Source organism: Ruminococcus flavefaciens ATCC 19208 (assembly GCF_000518765.1).
Classification (GTDB): Bacteria; Bacillota; Clostridia; order Oscillospirales; family Ruminococcaceae; genus Ruminococcus; species Ruminococcus flavefaciens.
Window position 1 is genome coordinate 33414 of record NZ_KI912494.1, and the last position, 16479, is coordinate 49892.

Annotated in this window: 15 protein-coding genes and 1 riboswitch; of the genes, 8 read left to right on the plus strand and 7 right to left on the minus strand. The window is 41.2% G+C overall.

The features are described 5' to 3' along the window. Positions 1-21: 21 nt before the first annotated feature. The 3 genes from L870_RS0115785 to L870_RS0115795 are packed head-to-tail and all read right to left on the minus strand — an operon-like array spanning position 22 to position 3866. A complete protein-coding gene (locus L870_RS0115785; protein ID WP_028518965.1) occupies positions 22-1701 on the minus strand; it encodes a hypothetical protein in 1680 nt (559 codons plus the stop codon). A gap of 32 nt (positions 1702-1733) precedes the next feature. After that, positions 1734-2780, minus strand: a complete 1047-nt coding sequence (locus L870_RS0115790; protein WP_028518966.1) for a dockerin type I repeat-containing protein — start codon at positions 2778-2780, stop codon at positions 1734-1736. Positions 2781-2810: 30 nt separating this feature from the next. Beyond that, entirely contained in the window at positions 2811-3866 is a 1056-nt protein-coding gene (locus L870_RS0115795; RefSeq protein WP_028518967.1) for a dockerin type I repeat-containing protein, read from the minus strand. A gap of 242 nt (positions 3867-4108) precedes the next feature. Between L870_RS0115795 and L870_RS0115800 the strand changes: the two genes are divergently transcribed. Both L870_RS0115800 and L870_RS0115805 read left to right on the plus strand, forming a co-directional pair. Next, positions 4109-4663, plus strand: coding sequence for an RNA polymerase sigma factor (locus L870_RS0115800; RefSeq protein ID WP_028518968.1), 555 nt, complete (start codon positions 4109-4111; stop codon positions 4661-4663). After that, on the plus strand, positions 4650-5708 hold the full coding sequence (locus L870_RS0115805) for a hypothetical protein (protein ID WP_028518969.1): 1059 nt from the start codon (positions 4650-4652) through the stop codon (positions 5706-5708). Before L870_RS0115800 ends, L870_RS0115805 begins: the two co-directional genes overlap by 14 nt. Before the next feature lie 86 nt (positions 5709-5794). Here the strand turns inward: L870_RS0115805 and L870_RS0115810 are convergent, their stop codons facing one another. Continuing rightward, on the minus strand, positions 5795-7156 hold the full coding sequence (locus L870_RS0115810) for a flavodoxin family protein (protein WP_028518970.1): 1362 nt from the start codon (positions 7154-7156) through the stop codon (positions 5795-5797). A 652-nt stretch (positions 7157-7808) separates the two neighbouring features. On the opposite strand from L870_RS0115810, the gene L870_RS0115815 reads away from it, so the two are divergent. Beyond that, positions 7809-8252: a rhodanese-like domain-containing protein gene (locus L870_RS0115815; protein ID WP_037272797.1), complete on the plus strand. Its 444-nt coding sequence runs from the start codon at positions 7809-7811 to the stop codon at positions 8250-8252. A 147-nt stretch (positions 8253-8399) separates the two neighbouring features. Here the strand turns inward: L870_RS0115815 and L870_RS0115820 are convergent, their stop codons facing one another. Both L870_RS0115820 and L870_RS0115825 read right to left on the minus strand, forming a co-directional pair. Next, the gene (locus L870_RS0115820; protein WP_028518972.1) at positions 8400-9029 is read right to left on the minus strand and encodes a dockerin type I repeat-containing protein; all 630 of its coding nucleotides are present in this window, start codon (positions 9027-9029) and stop codon (positions 8400-8402) included. After that, a complete protein-coding gene (locus L870_RS0115825) occupies positions 9026-10009 on the minus strand; it encodes a radical SAM/SPASM domain-containing protein (RefSeq protein WP_028518973.1) in 984 nt (327 codons plus the stop codon). Before L870_RS0115825 ends, L870_RS0115820 begins: the two co-directional genes overlap by 4 nt. Positions 10010-10149: 140 nt before the next feature. Next, a riboswitch (SAM riboswitch) is annotated at positions 10150-10235 on the plus strand. An 81-nt stretch (positions 10236-10316) separates the two neighbouring features. On the opposite strand from L870_RS0115825, the gene L870_RS0115830 reads away from it, so the two are divergent. Together L870_RS0115830 and L870_RS0115835 are read left to right on the plus strand one after the other, a co-directional pair. After that, positions 10317-10634, plus strand: coding sequence for a hypothetical protein (locus tag L870_RS0115830; RefSeq protein WP_028518974.1), 318 nt, complete (start codon positions 10317-10319; stop codon positions 10632-10634). 331 nt (positions 10635-10965) lie between these two features. Continuing rightward, on the plus strand, positions 10966-11910 hold the full coding sequence (locus L870_RS0115835; RefSeq protein WP_028518975.1) for a flavodoxin family protein: 945 nt from the start codon (positions 10966-10968) through the stop codon (positions 11908-11910). Between the two features lie 76 nt (positions 11911-11986). Here L870_RS0115835 and L870_RS0115840 read toward each other — a convergent pair whose 3' ends face one another. Beyond that, the gene (locus L870_RS0115840; protein WP_028518976.1) at positions 11987-12643 is read right to left on the minus strand and encodes a hypothetical protein; all 657 of its coding nucleotides are present in this window, start codon (positions 12641-12643) and stop codon (positions 11987-11989) included. A 357-nt stretch (positions 12644-13000) separates the two neighbouring features. Here L870_RS0115840 and L870_RS18805 point away from each other — a divergent pair, with 357 nt between their 5' ends. The 3 genes from L870_RS18805 (at position 13001) to L870_RS0115855 (ending at position 16344) form a co-directional block, all read left to right on the plus strand. After that, positions 13001-14269, plus strand: a complete 1269-nt coding sequence (locus L870_RS18805; protein ID WP_051411616.1) for a glycoside hydrolase family 11 protein — start codon at positions 13001-13003, stop codon at positions 14267-14269. A gap of 198 nt (positions 14270-14467) precedes the next feature. Beyond that, positions 14468-15040 carry an RNA polymerase sigma factor gene (locus L870_RS0115850; protein WP_028518977.1) on the plus strand — a complete coding sequence of 191 codons (573 nt, stop codon included), beginning with the start codon at positions 14468-14470 and terminating at the stop codon, positions 15038-15040. Next, positions 15037-16344: a hypothetical protein gene (locus L870_RS0115855; protein WP_028518978.1), complete on the plus strand. Its 1308-nt coding sequence runs from the start codon at positions 15037-15039 to the stop codon at positions 16342-16344. The genes L870_RS0115850 and L870_RS0115855 overlap by 4 nt, the downstream gene beginning before the upstream one ends. The last annotated feature ends 135 nt before the right edge of the window (positions 16345-16479 follow it).

The following is a 16479-nucleotide window of genomic DNA, read 5'->3' on the forward strand; positions in this document are numbered from 1 at the left end:
TTAATGTTTAAGGATATAGTATCATTCATTTACGGAATATTTTTCGATAAGCTCTTGTGCTTTTTCTGCGCCAATATTGAATGTAGTTCCGCGTTCTACCATATTGGTATGAACTGCACCATTCTGATATACCCTGATACCAAAGCCGTATCTGCCTAAGAACGGTATATCACAGCCTATTTCAAGTTCACAGTAGTTCTCGGCTGTGCGGTCTATCTGAGAGATGTTGCCAAGATAATCATCATGGCTCGATGAAGCAGCAATATCTCTGTCTCCGAAGAGCATATTATAGATATAATCCTGGTCAGCTGTATACTTTTCGTATTTGAATGCAGGCTTATATACGTGACAGTAAACGTGGTTGATGCTCAAAGTGTTTTCAAGATCAAAGTCATCAATGATCTGACCGACTGTCTGTGGCTCATACCACATATTGCGGTAAACATGGTAATTGTTGCTTCCGCTGTACTGTACGGCTACAGCGAGCTCGGAGGATATATCGTTAAGCGCGAACACCTTTCCTGTGCTGCCGTTCTTTTCACGGTCAAGGACTTCATATTCGCCCATTTCTTCGCCTATTGCGGAAAGTCCGAGTGTTGCGCCACAGTTTATGTATTCCGTGTCATTTACCCTTACTGTGAAGTTGTTGTCTTCATCTGTAAAGTCTACGTAATCGTAGTTGATAAGGGTGATATCATCGTCCTTCTGAGGGATAGGCACACTGCCGAGACCGAGAAGGCTCATCTGTATCTCTCTTGCGTCGTTATTTGTGAGTCCGTTTCCGTCAGTGTCTCCGTTTACCTGTCCCTGTGCGGTTATGCCGCCGTCTGCGGAGATACCGTACTTATCGGGATTCGCCAGCGACTGCATTATCATAATGGAGTCGGAGAGATCGACATATCCGTCAACATTTGCATCGCCCATAGTACCGTCGATTATTACAGGATCATTGCAGTAATACTTTACGGGATTAAGAAATGCAAGCTCTGTCATACCGTAGTTGAAATCCACGTTGTCTCCGTTTTCCTGCATATTTCTGAGAACTTCATAAAGATTGTTTTGATCGCCCTCATAGCCGAAGTAAAGCTTTCCTTCGATCATGCCTTTCTGCTCTGTAAAATCGGGATATTTCTCGGTAAACTCCGCCGCGGTCATATCTCCGCTGTAGTATGCGCCGTCGATGCTTATGTAGTTTTTATCCTCATACAGCTTATAGTGCATCTCAATGGCAGTTACCTCAGGACAAGCCTTGATAAGCTCAAGAGTATAGTCGTAGGCTTCTCTTGATGTTGCACTGACTATCTCGTATTCCTTGCCGTTCTTGCGGAAAGTAGGCATTTTTAGTTTTTCGGCTTCAACTGCCGCCTTGATATCATCATAGGGGAGCACCGTTCCTTCTTCGACTTTTATGGCTGTAACAACAGATTCTATATTAATAATATGGAACTTGTTGTTTTCGTCAAGCGTGATAAGTGAACGGTTAAATCTCCAGTCGGGAGTTGCTTTATCCTTGCCTCCGCTCAGCCATACGTAGTTTCCTGAGATGTCCTGAACAGCTTCGTCAAAGGTCATGCCTTTGTAGCTGAACGATTTTGCAGCTGTTTCCACAAGAGTGGGGGAGTCTGCGCTGACGGGAAGTGCGGAAGCTCCGCCGAATACCATAGCCGCAGCTGCTATAATTGACATAAATTTCTTTTTCATAGTATCAGCTCCTTTAATATTTTTGAATTTATTTACATTCCGAGCAGTATCTTCTGCAATGCCTGAGCGTCGCCTACTGTAAGTCCGTTGCCGTCCATATCGGCATTGAATGTTCCCTGCGCGGAGAGTTGATATTTGTTCGGACTTGCAAGAGACTGCATTATAAGAACAACATCTGACATATCGCGTTCGCTGTCACAGTTAGCATCGCCGTCAACAGCATTCATAAGGTCGATACCGCCGAAGCTTTCGCTTACTGTACATTGATATATCTGAGATACAAGAATACCGTCGATATTGGTGCATATCTGCTTAGACAGCTCAAACATTTCTTCAAATGACATATCACCGTTCGGAACGATAGAAATTGCCTCATAATCGCCTGATAAGGATATGTCATAACCTTTTTCTGCTGCAAGCTCAGCTATTTGCTGTTTAAGAACAGTATTCATCTCAGCCTTTTCTTCTTTGGTCTTGTTTCTTATATCAGTCAGATAATAACAATTAAAATCTATGGAGCCGTTGGCTGGACTGCAAACATCAGTTGAATAAAAAACATCGGTTGCAAAATTATTCTGAGCGAGGAACTCTTTTATACGTCGTGCGTCATTTGGGGTTATTTCAAGTAATTCATCTTCTTTTGAATTATTGACAGGCTCTAAATAATAGCCGAATTCTTTATCATAGAAACTGATATATGCTCTGATACCGTCGCCGTTTTCTGTTACGAAATCCTTCAAAAGCAGGTTCAATTCATCAGTAACTTTGTTATTTGTTTGCACTGTACTATCCGTTTTTGTTTCGGTATCGTCATTTACAGCGTTGAAGTATATCCTGTCATATCGATTTATTTCTGCTATAGCACTGCGCACATAAGGATATTTTTCATATAGTTTTTCGGCATTGTTACCATTATAAATATAAATATCTTTTTTCTCGTCAGACAGATAATCGACTCTCATGTAGTCAGTATGCTCTTGTTTTGTCATTCTCTCTGTATAAATTGCGGTCGCACAAAGCGGAGAACCGCAAGTCATTACAGCCGCAGCTGCTATAATTGACATTATTCTCTTTTTCATAATATCAGCTCCTTTTATATATTTGAGTTTTTACAGACCGAGAAGTATCTTCTGTAATGCCTGAGCATCGCCTACTGTAAGACCGTCGCCGTCAATATCGGCATTGAGCTTGCCAAGTCCTGTAAGGTGATTGAGGTTTGAACCGTTTTCACCGTATTTATTCGGGTTTGCAAGTGCCTGCATAATGAGTACCACATCAGCCATATCTGCCTGATCGTCAAGGTTTGCATCGCCTTTTACGATCTCAGCAGTTTCCGAAAGTACAGTTACGCTCTTTACATTGCTGAACTTTGCAGGATAAGTCGAAAGAATTCCGCTTCCCGCGCCATAATCAATATCAAGTTTCATACCTACGCTCGGCTCAATATTGTCAAGGTATTTTGTGGGGAGTGCAAATCTGCTGTAGTTTTTACTGATAAATGAGTCCTTATCAGGCATCAATATCAGTGTATCGTTGTTTATTTCTACAACTGTTAATTTCAGAATAGTGTCTACTGCCTGTGCCTCTTCAACAGCAAAGCTGACTAAATTGGTATCAATATTGTTTTCTGCAAGAAAAGCCTTTATCTGCTCTGTTACATCTTCGTTTTTCCAGTAGTATTCTACAGTTACTTTGTTTTCGATAAAATCAGGATCAACTCCAAAGACTGTTGCAGGAATATTGTTATCCTTAACGTAGTAATACAGTAATTCGGATATTCTGTTCAGTTCGTTTTCTTCTCCGTCTGTATCAAATGGAATGAACTCTAAAAGCTTATCGTCGATGTTGTTTTTCCATAAGAACTCGCCGAATTTATCGTAGTCTGAAGCATTTTCGGTGTTCCACCTTAAATATACATATTTATCGGCGTATTTATCTGATATCTTTTCCTTTGCAATAACTTTCAGACCGATCTTGCTCTCTGCTGTGAAGTCGTTTATCATGTTCTTTATTGTATCAAGGTCTGTTATTTTTTCGGCTTCGTACGTTTTTTCTTCTGTCTGTATAGCAGGCAGCGGCGATGCAGCTGCAATTACCGTGATCGGAACAGCTGCAAAACTTGTCAGCATTGAAGCTGCCAATAATGCATTGAACATTTTTTTCATAATAAGACCTCCTTAAAAGAAATAATAAGGCGTGTTTTTGGCTTTCACTAATAAGTCGTAAAAATACATATTTTTGTCTCACCCTTTTTTCAAAAAAATTCAGAAAATATACGTTGAAAAATTTTTTCTGAAATTTTATAATTTAGGTGAGACATTTTTATGTTTTTTACGACTTATATATGAAGAGACATATCACTAAACCAAAACGGGCGCAGAAAATGTGCCTGCGAAAGGAGTTTAATATGGATAACGGTGCAAGTAGCTACCGCCGTTTCCTTGATGGTGATAAAAATGCTCTTATTGATATAATAGAGGACTATCGCAAGGGGCTTGTTCTGTTCCTTAACAGCATTACAGGCGATTTCTGTCTTGCTGAAGAGCTTGCAGAGGAGACTTTCCTCAAGCTCTATGTGGACAGACCGAAATTTTCAGGGAAGTCCTCATTCAGATCATGGCTTTATTCTATAGGAAGAAATACGGCTGTTGACCATATCCGTAAAGCTTCAAAGCTTGATGAAGTTCCTGTTGACGACTTTTATGAAGAGGCGGACAGGGAGGATATAGAGCAGGATTATATCAAAGGTGAGGATAAGAAACAGCTCCTCAGAGCATTGGAAAAGCTGAACGATGATTACAGACAGGTGCTGTATCTGATATATTTCGAGAATTTCAGCAACACTGAAACGGCTAAAATAATGGGCAGATCGGAGAGGCAGGTAAGAAATCTTCTCTATCGTTCAAAGGAGTCTTTGCGAAATATTCTGGAAAGGGAGGGCTTCAGATATGAGGGAATATGATAAGATGACCTTGAAGGTCGCTGAGCGAATATTTGAAAAAGGCGATGGAATATTAGAGCAGCGTCAGAAAAAAGCCGCTAAGATACGTCATATATCCTATGCGGTATCGGGACTTTGTGCTGTACTGATAGTCTGCTTCGGTGTATGGAAGATACTGCCGTCAATGAAAAAGCCCGACAACAGTTTTAATGACTCAAATATTGTTATTACAACGGAAGCTCCAACAGCTGCGAAAATTACAGAAGCTGTGACAAATGAAATTACAACTGCCGAAAAGACTGCAAATGCGATCACTACGGTAAAAACTACTGCAAAAAGTACGGAAACAGCGGCTGTAATTGTAAGAACTTCGGCTAACGCAGCAGCTCCCGCAGGAACAACTGCTGTTAATAATACTGTTACGCGCAGAACTACCGCTAAGGCTACTGCAAAAATAACTCATACCACAGTTTATACTCATACTACAGCTAACGCAGTGACAAGCACAACTGTATGGTCTGGGGAAGAAATTGCCCATATTACTACCTCTGGAGTAAATGAAATAATAGAAGTTCCGGTTACTGCTGTAACAACTACGGTTGCAGGACAAGAGGGTTCGCCTGTTACAATTTCGAGAACGACTGAAAAGATCGCTCCCACTACACCCGAAAACACTCAGGCAACACCTGTAAATACCCGTCTGACAGCTGAACCTGTTATTAGGCCTGTTACTACCACGACATCAGTTGATATATATTCCGATATCAGAGGTGCATTTAAGACCTATCCCGTAAGCGTAAGCCTTGATAACATAAGGTACGATAGGCAGGTCAATGAAAGCTATCCTCCAAGCTCTGATATCGGAAGTGATCTAATAGGCGGCTTTATCCGCAAAGCAAGAGTAACCATATATATTACACAAAAAAATAAAATAGTGCAGACAATGGAAGTTTACGAAGTCAGCGGCAGAAGCATAGAACAGGCTGTTGCAGTAAGGCTGACAGATACCGATGAATATTATTTATTCCAGAACTTTGATTATAAAAAAGAAGCTGACAGTTCATAATAAAAAGCTCCGACTACTTAGTCGGAGCTTTTGCGTATTAATGAAAAATAAAGCTGTGTCGGAGAAAGAAACGGATATGCAGTAAGTTAATGATTATAGATATCAGTACCTCTTGCCGCAGCTTTCTGTCTTTCAATGACTGATATGCTTTTGTATTTTCTTCTTTCGGTTATCATAGGAAGCTCGGCAAGGTGTAACAGAGTCATTTTATAAGGTATCAGCCTTGCTTCTCTGTCCTTTTGAGCGTCCTCGGCATTATCCAGCCATTGTACCTGAGGACTTGCCTGAATAGTGTCATAACAGCCCAGATTCTTAAAGTAGCTGTAATCACCCGGACAGCGGTTCTTTACGGTTGCAGCAACTCTGGCAAAACCTGTTCTGATGCCGTTTTTCAGGAATCCGTTTTGCGGCATGATGTCTGAATTGTATGCGATAGTCATTTTATCGTAAAGCTCCAGCATTTTTTCATTATTGCCGATCTCGCAGATATCGCTGAGATAAGAGCAGTTCAGGCCGTCAAAGGTCTCGCAGTTTATCTTGAATGCAGAGATATCTTCTCTGTCGGATTTTTCGTCCAGAATAAAGAAATAGGATTTTATGACCTCATCTTCGATTCCGGAACGTCCTAAACAAGCGTGTCTTTCAAGGAAGGTCTTATAGCAGTTGCCAAGTGTCGCATAGTGCAATCCGCCGAAGTATACGATCATGTCTGTATCAAGGTAAAGTTCTTCAAAGGTCTTTTTCCAGTCATCATTGAATACGCATGTCCTGTTGCTGAAGCAGCACTGACAGCCTGTACAGTGACGGATATTTTTTTCTCTTAAAGTTATTATCTTGGTCTCAAAGCCGCTTGCTTCAAATCTTTGTTTAGCTGATCTTATTTCAGATAATATTGTTTCATTTTCCTTTTCACAGGTATCCAGCAAAACGACGCGACCGTGACTTTTGGCTTGGGGCATTTTTTTATTCTTATAATATTCTGTTATTGCTTTTGTATATTTAAACCAGCAAAACAGCTCTTCACGGCCTGTAGGAGAAAGTATTTCGGAGCTTTCAAGACTGAGACTGTTTATATACATCAGGTCATTTCTTCTTGCCCACATTTCAAATCTGTTGTGAGCCATAGTATCTCCAAGCATTCCCGATGTCGACAGGAAGGTAATTGGCTTGGCCTTTAGGATATCATAGTAGTTATCGCAAAGGATATCCAGCAATTCGCTCATACTGCTGTGGACGTCGAAATGGAATACGGCACCTGACATGATGATGAGATCTGCTTTTTGTATAGCTTCTTTGATATTGTCGGTAACTATTCCGCTGAATGCGGGAATGATATCGAACTCATCTTCACCGAGCTTTTCCTGAAACCATTTTTGCAGATAAAAAACAGTTTGCAGCGTAATGGAAAGATCGTTTTTTGGAGAACAGTTAAGAACACATATTTTCATTGATAATTCCTGCTTTCTTTGCTTTGTTGTAGTAATATGATAGTTATGCAAGTTGTAGTAAAAGTAATTCTGTATCATAAAATGCAATTAATATCCCCGTAAATGAATTCGTTTTTCGGAAGAAATCATCACTTATGTTATCATTATACCATGTTACTTTGAATTCTTCAAGAAAAAAGCAAAAAAAGCATATATGCAAAGTATGGTGCAGATATATAATAAATTGATTTCTGCCCATTCATGGCAGGAAAGAAAGCTTATTACCGCTCACTTGCATTTTTATAACTGATATGTTATAAGCGTGGAGTCCCTGCTGACTTTTTTTCGCTATAATTCATTGTAAGGAATATATTTTTCCGCGCATTTGCATTTTTATAACATATGTGATATAATCATTGTGACCTGTTCTTAAAGAATGAAAATCAGATCATTAAATGAGCTGATCGCCGAAGTTTATATGTCTGCTGCTTTGCATCACCATGAGAGATCATGGACGAACACAGGTGGGGAGTGGTCATGCGGCTTATAGCGGTATTGATCGTTGCAGCAGCGATAAACCACAATAACAATTTTTGAAGAAGACAGTAACTGATGAAAAGGGAGATATGGATAAAAGAATGACTTCATAATAATATGGAGGTGTAATTATCATATGACTAAACGGATAATTCTCATTGCAGCTTTATTCTTTTCATTGACATCATGCGCACCGGATCGTGCTTTATCTTCTTCAAATATCAGACAGACACCTACAGGGACTACTATTGCAGTATCGCAGATATATCAGCAGATCTCGCAGGAAAAAGCTAAGGAGTTCATGGACGCTGATATAAGCAGTGTTATCGTAGATGTACGTCATCAGGAGGAGTATGACAGCGGTCATATTCCGGGTGCGATCCTCATTCCGAATGAAAACATCAATACTGAAAGACCTGAAGAACTGCCTGACCTTGATCAGATAATTCTTGTTTACTGCCGAAGCGGAAGGCGCAGTAAGGTCGCATCACAAAAGCTTGCTGACATGGGGTATACACACGTATATGAATTTGGCGGTATAAACGACTGGACAGGTGAAGTAGTCACAGACGAAGAATGAGACTTTTCAGGTCTGCCGCAATATTTCCCAAAAAATAACAGCATTGTCAGCTGCTTAAAACATAATTATGACGACATAAAAACAGCGGTATTTCCTTATGGGAATACCGCTGTTTTCGTCTGGTCAATACAGATCAGCTAAACGTTTTTATTCTATGCCGAGAAGCTTTTTCTGAATAGCCTGAGCGTCACCAACGGTCAGACCGTCACCGTCCATATCTGCATTGTATTTGCCGTTTACGGTAAGATGATTTTCAGCCGTACCGTCTATACCGTACTTATTAGGATTTGCAAGAGACTGCATTACAAGTACAGCGTCAGACATATCTGTATCTCCGTCGCAGTTTGCATCGCCGTCGGGAGGAGCGAGCAATCCGGCAAGAGGAGGTATCTCCTCAGTTGTAGTTGTGACTATTTCCTCAGGTGTTGCTATAGAAGTACCTATAAGACCTGTAGTAGTGGTCGTTGTTGTTTCTGTTGCCTCTGTTGTTGTGATAGTAGTACCGATGCAGCCATAGGTAGTGGCTGTGGTTCTTGTTGCGGTGGTAGTACCTATCATAGCTGTAGTAGTTGTTGTTCCGTTAGTGATGTCTTGGTTGATAGCTACACCTGCGGTGGGAACGAGCTCTTCAGGCATTGAATCCGTAAAGCCGTCCGGAGTTGTGAATTCACCTTCAAGCTTTACACACTCTTCCGATGCAGCAGAACCTGTGTTAACAGACAGACCAACAGTAACAGTGGCTAAAAGTGATGCTATCTCTTTGGTAAATTTCCTCATTGTTTCATACCTCCGTTTTCTTTAGATAATATTTCAAGTGCAGTAAGTATATGCACCTGTTCTTCCATACAAGCGGCTTCCGAGATATCTCTTACAGTGCCTGTTGTAGCCATTTTCCTGCAAGCGCATGAATTACGGCAGTATTTTGCTATCTCGCAGCCTTTACATCTTTCCGAGACCATTGAGTAATCAGGATGAGCTTTTCTTGCAGTTTCAGCCTGAATACCAACGAAAATATCACCGCAGCGATATTCAGGGATATTCTGAAACTGAACGCAGGGATAAAAGCTGCCGTCCCAGTTGATGAAGAGCTTCTTTTTACATATCTCGCATAAGCTTGGCTTATTGTTTTTGATGGTGTTCTTTTTTGTAGCGAGCTCATGTACGAAAAATTTGGGTATATCAGCTATTTTTCGCCATTGTTCCCGCATAATGTCACCGAAACTGTCGGGATCGGAAGGCGTCAGGAAAGCATCCATTGTTGCAGAGACCTTTTTTACGCCCATATTTTTCAGATACATTATATTATCGTACAGCTTCGGAAGAGTATCTTCGGTATAAACAAGTTGTACAAGTGTTTCGGGCTGATATTTCAGTAATAATTTCAGGTTTGCATCGAGGATCGCTGTATCGGCACCGCGCTCGGTACACTCGCTTCCGTCATGGGACATATTGATTATGACGTTTTTTCTGTCCGCACACCATTTTATGAATTCTTCATCAAGCAGAGTTCCGTTTGTTGTGATGATGAACTCTGTTGCCTTAACATTTTCACAGTAGTATTTTACAGTATCCTTATATAGCAGAGGCTCACCGCCGAAAAGATATATTATTTCAGCATTGCCCTGACTGTTTATGAAGTCTGCGATCTTTGTTTTTATTTCATTGGTTATGCAGCCGTATTCCGTATTCAGATGCCTTTCGTAGCAGTAACTGCATTTAAGGTTGCATTTGTTGGTTATGCTGATAGTATAGTCCATAATATCACCTCATTTTCGGGCTTTTCAATTATTAGACGAAGCAGAGATAAGAAACTCTCACCTTATTTGAAATTTTTTTTCAAATAAAAAAACTCTTATGTTTTATCTTGACATTATATCTTTTCTGTGCTATAATAACTATACCATAAAGAGTGCGTGAGGGACAAGCCCGCTGACCGCACAGCAACCTGCCATATGTAAGGTGCTAAAGCTTGAACGATGGGATAATACAGCTATTGAGCGATCCTGTCGTAACGATGGGGTCGCTTTTGTGCTCTTATGGAATATTTTTAAGGAGAGTACAGATATGCATACTATCAGAGAATTATTGGGAGAAGGCGAAAAAATATGGCTTTACATTGAAAATGAAGAGCTATGGGAGAAGTTCCTTGAAATGACGGAGAATTTTCATTTTGGTGAGCTTACGAGAGACAAATGGAAGTTCGGTCATGTTATCGCTGTACACAGCAACGGTGAAATGGGACACGTTCCGATATTTGTGTGGAGTATGTCATTCGGCGATAAAGAGGGAGCACCTGCAAAGTATGACCTGAAAAAAGTCATAAGCGATGAAGCAGACGTAAGCTGTCGGACATCTCATTTCAGAGGCAGAATGATATATTGAAAAAATGCTCTGCGGAAATATTTCCGCAGAGCATGATTTACTTTCAGTAATATAATTGTAGTTTTTTGCATAGACATTTTGCCCTTACAATATACATTATAGCATAATATGCTTTATATTTCAAGTGCCACAATGACGAATTTTTCGGCGAAATATTGTGATATTTAACATCTTAAAACTATTGATTTTTTGTGTGAAATAAAGTATAATAATTAAAAGAAAGAATTTAAATAGGCAAATACAGAAGCAAAAAGGGATATGGCCGTGATCCTGCTTTCTGTACCAAAATATTCGGCATTTTATTTTATTTTTTTAGAAAAGGAGTTTTGTTATGGGATTTACAGTAATGGGCGTTACAGCAGGACGTAAAGACAGCAATTGCGAGATATTGCTGAAAGAAGCACTCATGGCATGTCAGGAATTAGGTGCCGAGATAACCATGATCAATTTAAAAGACTATGATCTGCTCGACTGTACGGGCTGTACATCTTGTACAATGGGAATGTCGATGGGCAAAAACACAGGCTGTGCATTGAAGAATAAGGACGATAAGGATAAGATAATGCAGGTAATGCTCAATCAGGACGCAGTAATATTTGCTGCACCTACATATGCACTTATGCCGTCGTCATTGTTCCTTAAATTCATGCACCGAAATTTAGCCTATGAGTCTGCATTTCTTACACAGATAGGAGCCATCGAGCCACGTGACCGAGTTGGAGCACTTATATCTGTAGGCGGTTCATACCGTTCATGGCAGTCGCTTGCACTTGAATGTATGCAGATAACTACGGTAACAAACAGCTTCAAGATAGTTGATATGTATATGGCTACCGCGGTTCCTGCACCTGCACAGGTCCTTCTGTATGAGGAGAAGCTTGCCCGTGCAAGAGAGATAGGACAGAATGTAATGAAGGCACTGAATACACCTGCTGCTGAGAGAAAGTGGTTAGGTGATCCCGATGCAGGCTGGTGTCCTAATTGTCACAGCAACAGCCTGTGCTTAGGCGATGTTCAGTGGAAAGGATTAAAGTATCCTATCGAGTGTACTGTATGCGGAGCAGGCGGCGATCTTGAAAAGACTCCTGACGGAAAGTGGAAATTCGTTATCGCTCCTAACGGACTCGAGCGCGACAGGACCACAGAGGAAGGGCGCGGAGTGCACTGCGACGAGATAGCCGAAGTTCAGGGCGGATTTTTCATGGATCCAAACGCTCGTGCAGAGGTAGCTCAGAAGCTTGAGAAATACAAAAAGATAACCTTTAAAGGTATCTGATAAGTGTAAAACCTGAAATAAACGGCAGAGTCGAAAAGACCCTGCCGTTTATCCTTACTATATATTCAAAAGGAACTTATTTTTTAAAGAAAGCACCGCTGCCTGCGTTGTCAACATCGTCCTTCCACACATAGCCTGTATCGTCCTGACCGCCTCTTTCCGAGATAGCGATATAGCCTGTTCCGTTTGTATAAACGGTCTCGGTCGAAGAAGTCAAGCCGTTTTCGTCAAGGGTAATGATGTACTTTGAGCAGTTGTCATAGTGCAGAACAGCTCTGCCGTCGAACTGACCTGTAATGTACCAGTTATCTATCTGTGTGTCGGATACCTTGCGTGATATATTTACTTTGTAGCCATTTCCGATGTTGTCTAATACCATAGAGAAATTGCTGTTGTTCTCATCGAAGAACTGACCTGCAAAAAGGTCTTCTGTATCTAAATTAACGTGAGAGCCTGCTGACTCATAAGCAGCATCAGTTGTTTCGGCAGATACATCGGCTGCTGTTGTAGTCTCTGTGTTTGTATTTTCTGCGGCAGCTGTAGTAGTTACGGCAGCAGTTTCAGCAACTATAGCAGTTGTCTCAGCAGCCTCCTGTGCAGCAGCAGTTGTCTCAGCAGCGGCTGTGGTAGTTGGAGTTTTTGAAGAATGATCCGGTCTCTGATGAGATTCCTCTTTGCCGCAGCTGCAAAGTGCCATTGTCATAATAAGAGCAAAAACTAATCTTTTTTTCATAATATTATCTCCTGTTTGAAAATTTTCTGAGCAGTGCGCGAAATGGTATACGCACTGCAGCTTTCATAACATACAAACGACATGAGAAGGAAAAACGTGTCATTAATTTTGCGATTTCAGCGTTTTATACAACAAAAATATGCATTTGTCATTAAAAATGAGTATAAATCAAATACTTCATCATGTACTCAATTATCATAAAATTAATGCCGAACACAGGCGCAGAATGGCTGATAAGCAATTAGCCACCGCAAAATTCGACTTGTCAAGCGCAAAAAATGACTTGTAAAAAAATTACCATATGTTAAAATCGAATTAAGGCTCGAAAAACGGGCAGAAAGAGAGGAAATATGCCGAATGATGATTAAAATTCTGAAAAAGATATCAATTGCTGCGGCATTTGCGTGTATTATAAGTACATTCACAGGCTGTAGTCAGAATAATAAGGAGAGCGGCGGAAAGACTCAGGTTTTCCATGAAAATATTACAGGTACAGCTGACGGATACGATTATGAGCTATGGAAAGATGAGGGAGATACAACCTTCAATGTAGAGGCAGGCGGTGGTAATTTCTCATGCGAATGGGAGAATATCAATAATGCGCTCTTCCGCCGCGGTAAGAAATATGACTGCACAAAGACCTATCAGGAACTGGGAAATATTTCCATTGACTACGGCGTGGACTATCAGCCCATAGGCAATTCGTATATGTGCGTATACGGCTGGACAAGAGAGCCCCTTGTAGAGTATTATATAGTAGAATCATGGGGAAGCTGGAGACCGCCCGGAGCACCTGCTGCACTGGGTACAGTAACAGTTGACGGCGGTACATACGATATATACAAGACCACAAGATACGAACAGCCCTCCATCGACGGTACTCAGACCTTTGAGCAGTACTGGAGCGTAAGGCGCACAAAGCCCGACAGCAGCGGCAACAAGATAGAAGGTACTATATCTATATCAAAGCATTTCGATGCATGGAAGAAGTGCGGACTTGAGCTCGGAAAGATGTATGAGGTCGCACTTACCATAGAGGGCTATCAGTCGCAGGGCAAGGCTACTATATATAAGAATGCCCTGAAAGTGGGCGGAACATATTCCGAGGCAAATGATATAGATGTAACAGTTGACTACGACGCTATCGCAAAGCTTGAAAGCTCGGTCACAGAGGGTGATCCCACAGAAGCAGGCTTCTTTGATATAAGCTTTGAAAAGGGAGCTGAGGGCTGGATACCACGAGGAGGTTCGCTGGTGACTGTAGACAAGGAAAATTCCTCTGACGGCAGCCAGTCGCTGTTCGTAAGCGGAAGAACGGATAACTGGAACGGTGCGGCTATTATGCTCAGCAGTGATACCTACAAGCCCGGAAAGGCATATAAATTCTCTGCAAAGGCAATGCAGAAAAGCGGCGAAGATGTGACCATGAAGCTGACTATGCAGTACAATGACGGTACAGAAAAGTACGACGAGGTAGCACTGGTAACAGCCAAGAGCGGTGAATGGGTTACGCTTTCCAATGATGCATATGTTATCCCTGAAGGCGCAGAGATGTTACAGCTCTACGTGGAGTCTCCCGACAGTCTCACCGACTTTTATATTGATGAGGTATCAGGAGCAGAATAAGCTGTAAAGCTCGGAAAACCGCATATTATAGAGCCGATCTCAGTGGTCGGCTCTTTATGTTTTTATGTCGGAAAAAAATTTTGTGACGAAAGCTCGCAAGTGTACGTTTGTATATAGTGAAAGCGACCATGGAAGCTTTAAACGGCTGTGTTCCTGTACACAGGACATGACCGCAAAAACCAAAAAGGAGGGTACCGCATGACAGGCGGCGAATATCTTGAACTTCTGGAAAAGTCTCAGAAGAAGGCACATGAGAAACTGTTTGAGGAATATTACAGCTATGTCCGTGCAATAGCGTTTAACAGGCTCAGGAGCGTTGGGACTAATGAAGATGTAGAGGAGTGCATGAGTGATATATTTGCGCGAATATTCTTTACATTCGGTGAAAAGTATAACAACGGCGACATGAAGCCATTTATAGGAGTAGTGGCTAAGCGGATAAGCATTGACCATTACAGGAGTCTTATGCGCCATACTGATAAGACATTTTCAATAGATGAAGATACAAGCCGTGAGCTGGGTTCGGACGAAGACCTTGTAAGCGAAAGCGAAAGGACTGAACTTAGGCGTATACTGATGGATAGTATCAATTCGTTGGGAGAGCCCGATTCTACCATAATAATACAGAAGTACTATTATGCTAAACGGTCACAGCAGATTGGGGAATTACTTTCAATGAAACCGTCAACAGTGCGGATGCGCTGTAAGAGGGCAGTGGAAAAACTTCGCAGTATACTTGTTAAAATGGGTATAAAGGAGGAAATGATATGAAAGATCTAAAGCTTGACATTCTTAACAGAGCCGATGATGATATCATTGATAGTCTTGTTCCTTTTTCGTCAGATGACAAAAAGACAAAAAAGCGAATACTTGCAATGAGCGAGAAAAAATTAGCAGAATTACAGAGAGGTTCCGAATCAGAAACAAACGAAATAAGCGTCCGCGGAGTAGAACAGTATCGACGTCCTGTATGGTACAGACCTTTATGCGCAGCAGCAGCTTTTGTTGTTATGGCAGGCGGAATAGGAATGCTTACGTTGCTGAACAGAACAAAGGGAAATCAGTTTGATGACCCTGATGAAATTAATATTGCGGCTACAACAGAAGCAGATACGACCGAAACAAACACCGAAGCTGATACAACAGAAGTTCAGACTACAGAAGCAGCAACAGAAGCACAGACAGAAATAAACGGTCATACATTTGAAGAAATGAAGGGCATTGCAGACGAGCTTCTGCCTCATTGGATCGAAGCGAGAAATCTGTATTCAAAGCCGAATATTGACACAAGCGGAGAACAGTTAAAGATATGGTCATCTCATTTTGAAGAAGATCTTATATACTACAAGATCAATAATCCGCATTTTACTTCATACGATGAACTTATAAGTTATTACAGTCCGTATTTCATTGATCCTGTAAGTCAGTTCTATTGCTACAGGATAGACGGTGATGATACTTCTGTACTTAAAAATGATGAGAACATTCATGGTATGATCGAGTATAAGGGAGAGCTGTACGCACATGAATATCTTACTCCGACTGTACCCGATTATGCAGCCGACACACCTATTTCAGAAAAGCCGTCTCAGATCAGAGAGGATTCTTTTAGGTGGGAGAGAGTTACGATCTGTCAGCCAGATGATGAGTATCTTGGCAGCGGTTCTGGGGGCTGGGTAGCTATTTTGGATATGGAATTCATTAAGGACGATGACGGCGTATGGAAAATAGCTTCATGCCAGCCATCTTCAGTCGAAAAGGAGAGCTTCGATGCTGAGTCGGGATCTTCAACAGAAGCAACAGCAAACCAAATATCAGCAGAAACAAATACCGATTATGATACTGTATATGATACAGTCAGGGAGTATTTGAAAAACGAGTATGACTATACAGGCATAGTTACAATCAATTTAGCTGATCAGCTTTATGACAATGTAGAGATCATTAATGATAACTATGTAAACAATAATAACTGGATAAGTTGTACCTGCAGCAGCCTTCTCCATGACGGCAGCCTGCTGACGATCTTTCTTGATGAAAACGGAACGATTTTCGCAAAAAACATAACGCATTAACATCAGCTCTCCTTCGGCTAAGGTCGGAGGAGAGCTTTTTAATACTTTTATGGCTCACATAAAGGCATCGGATATTGTCGGAAATTTGATACAAATTGTCAATTGACGGAAAAAACAATGTTTGTTATAATATAT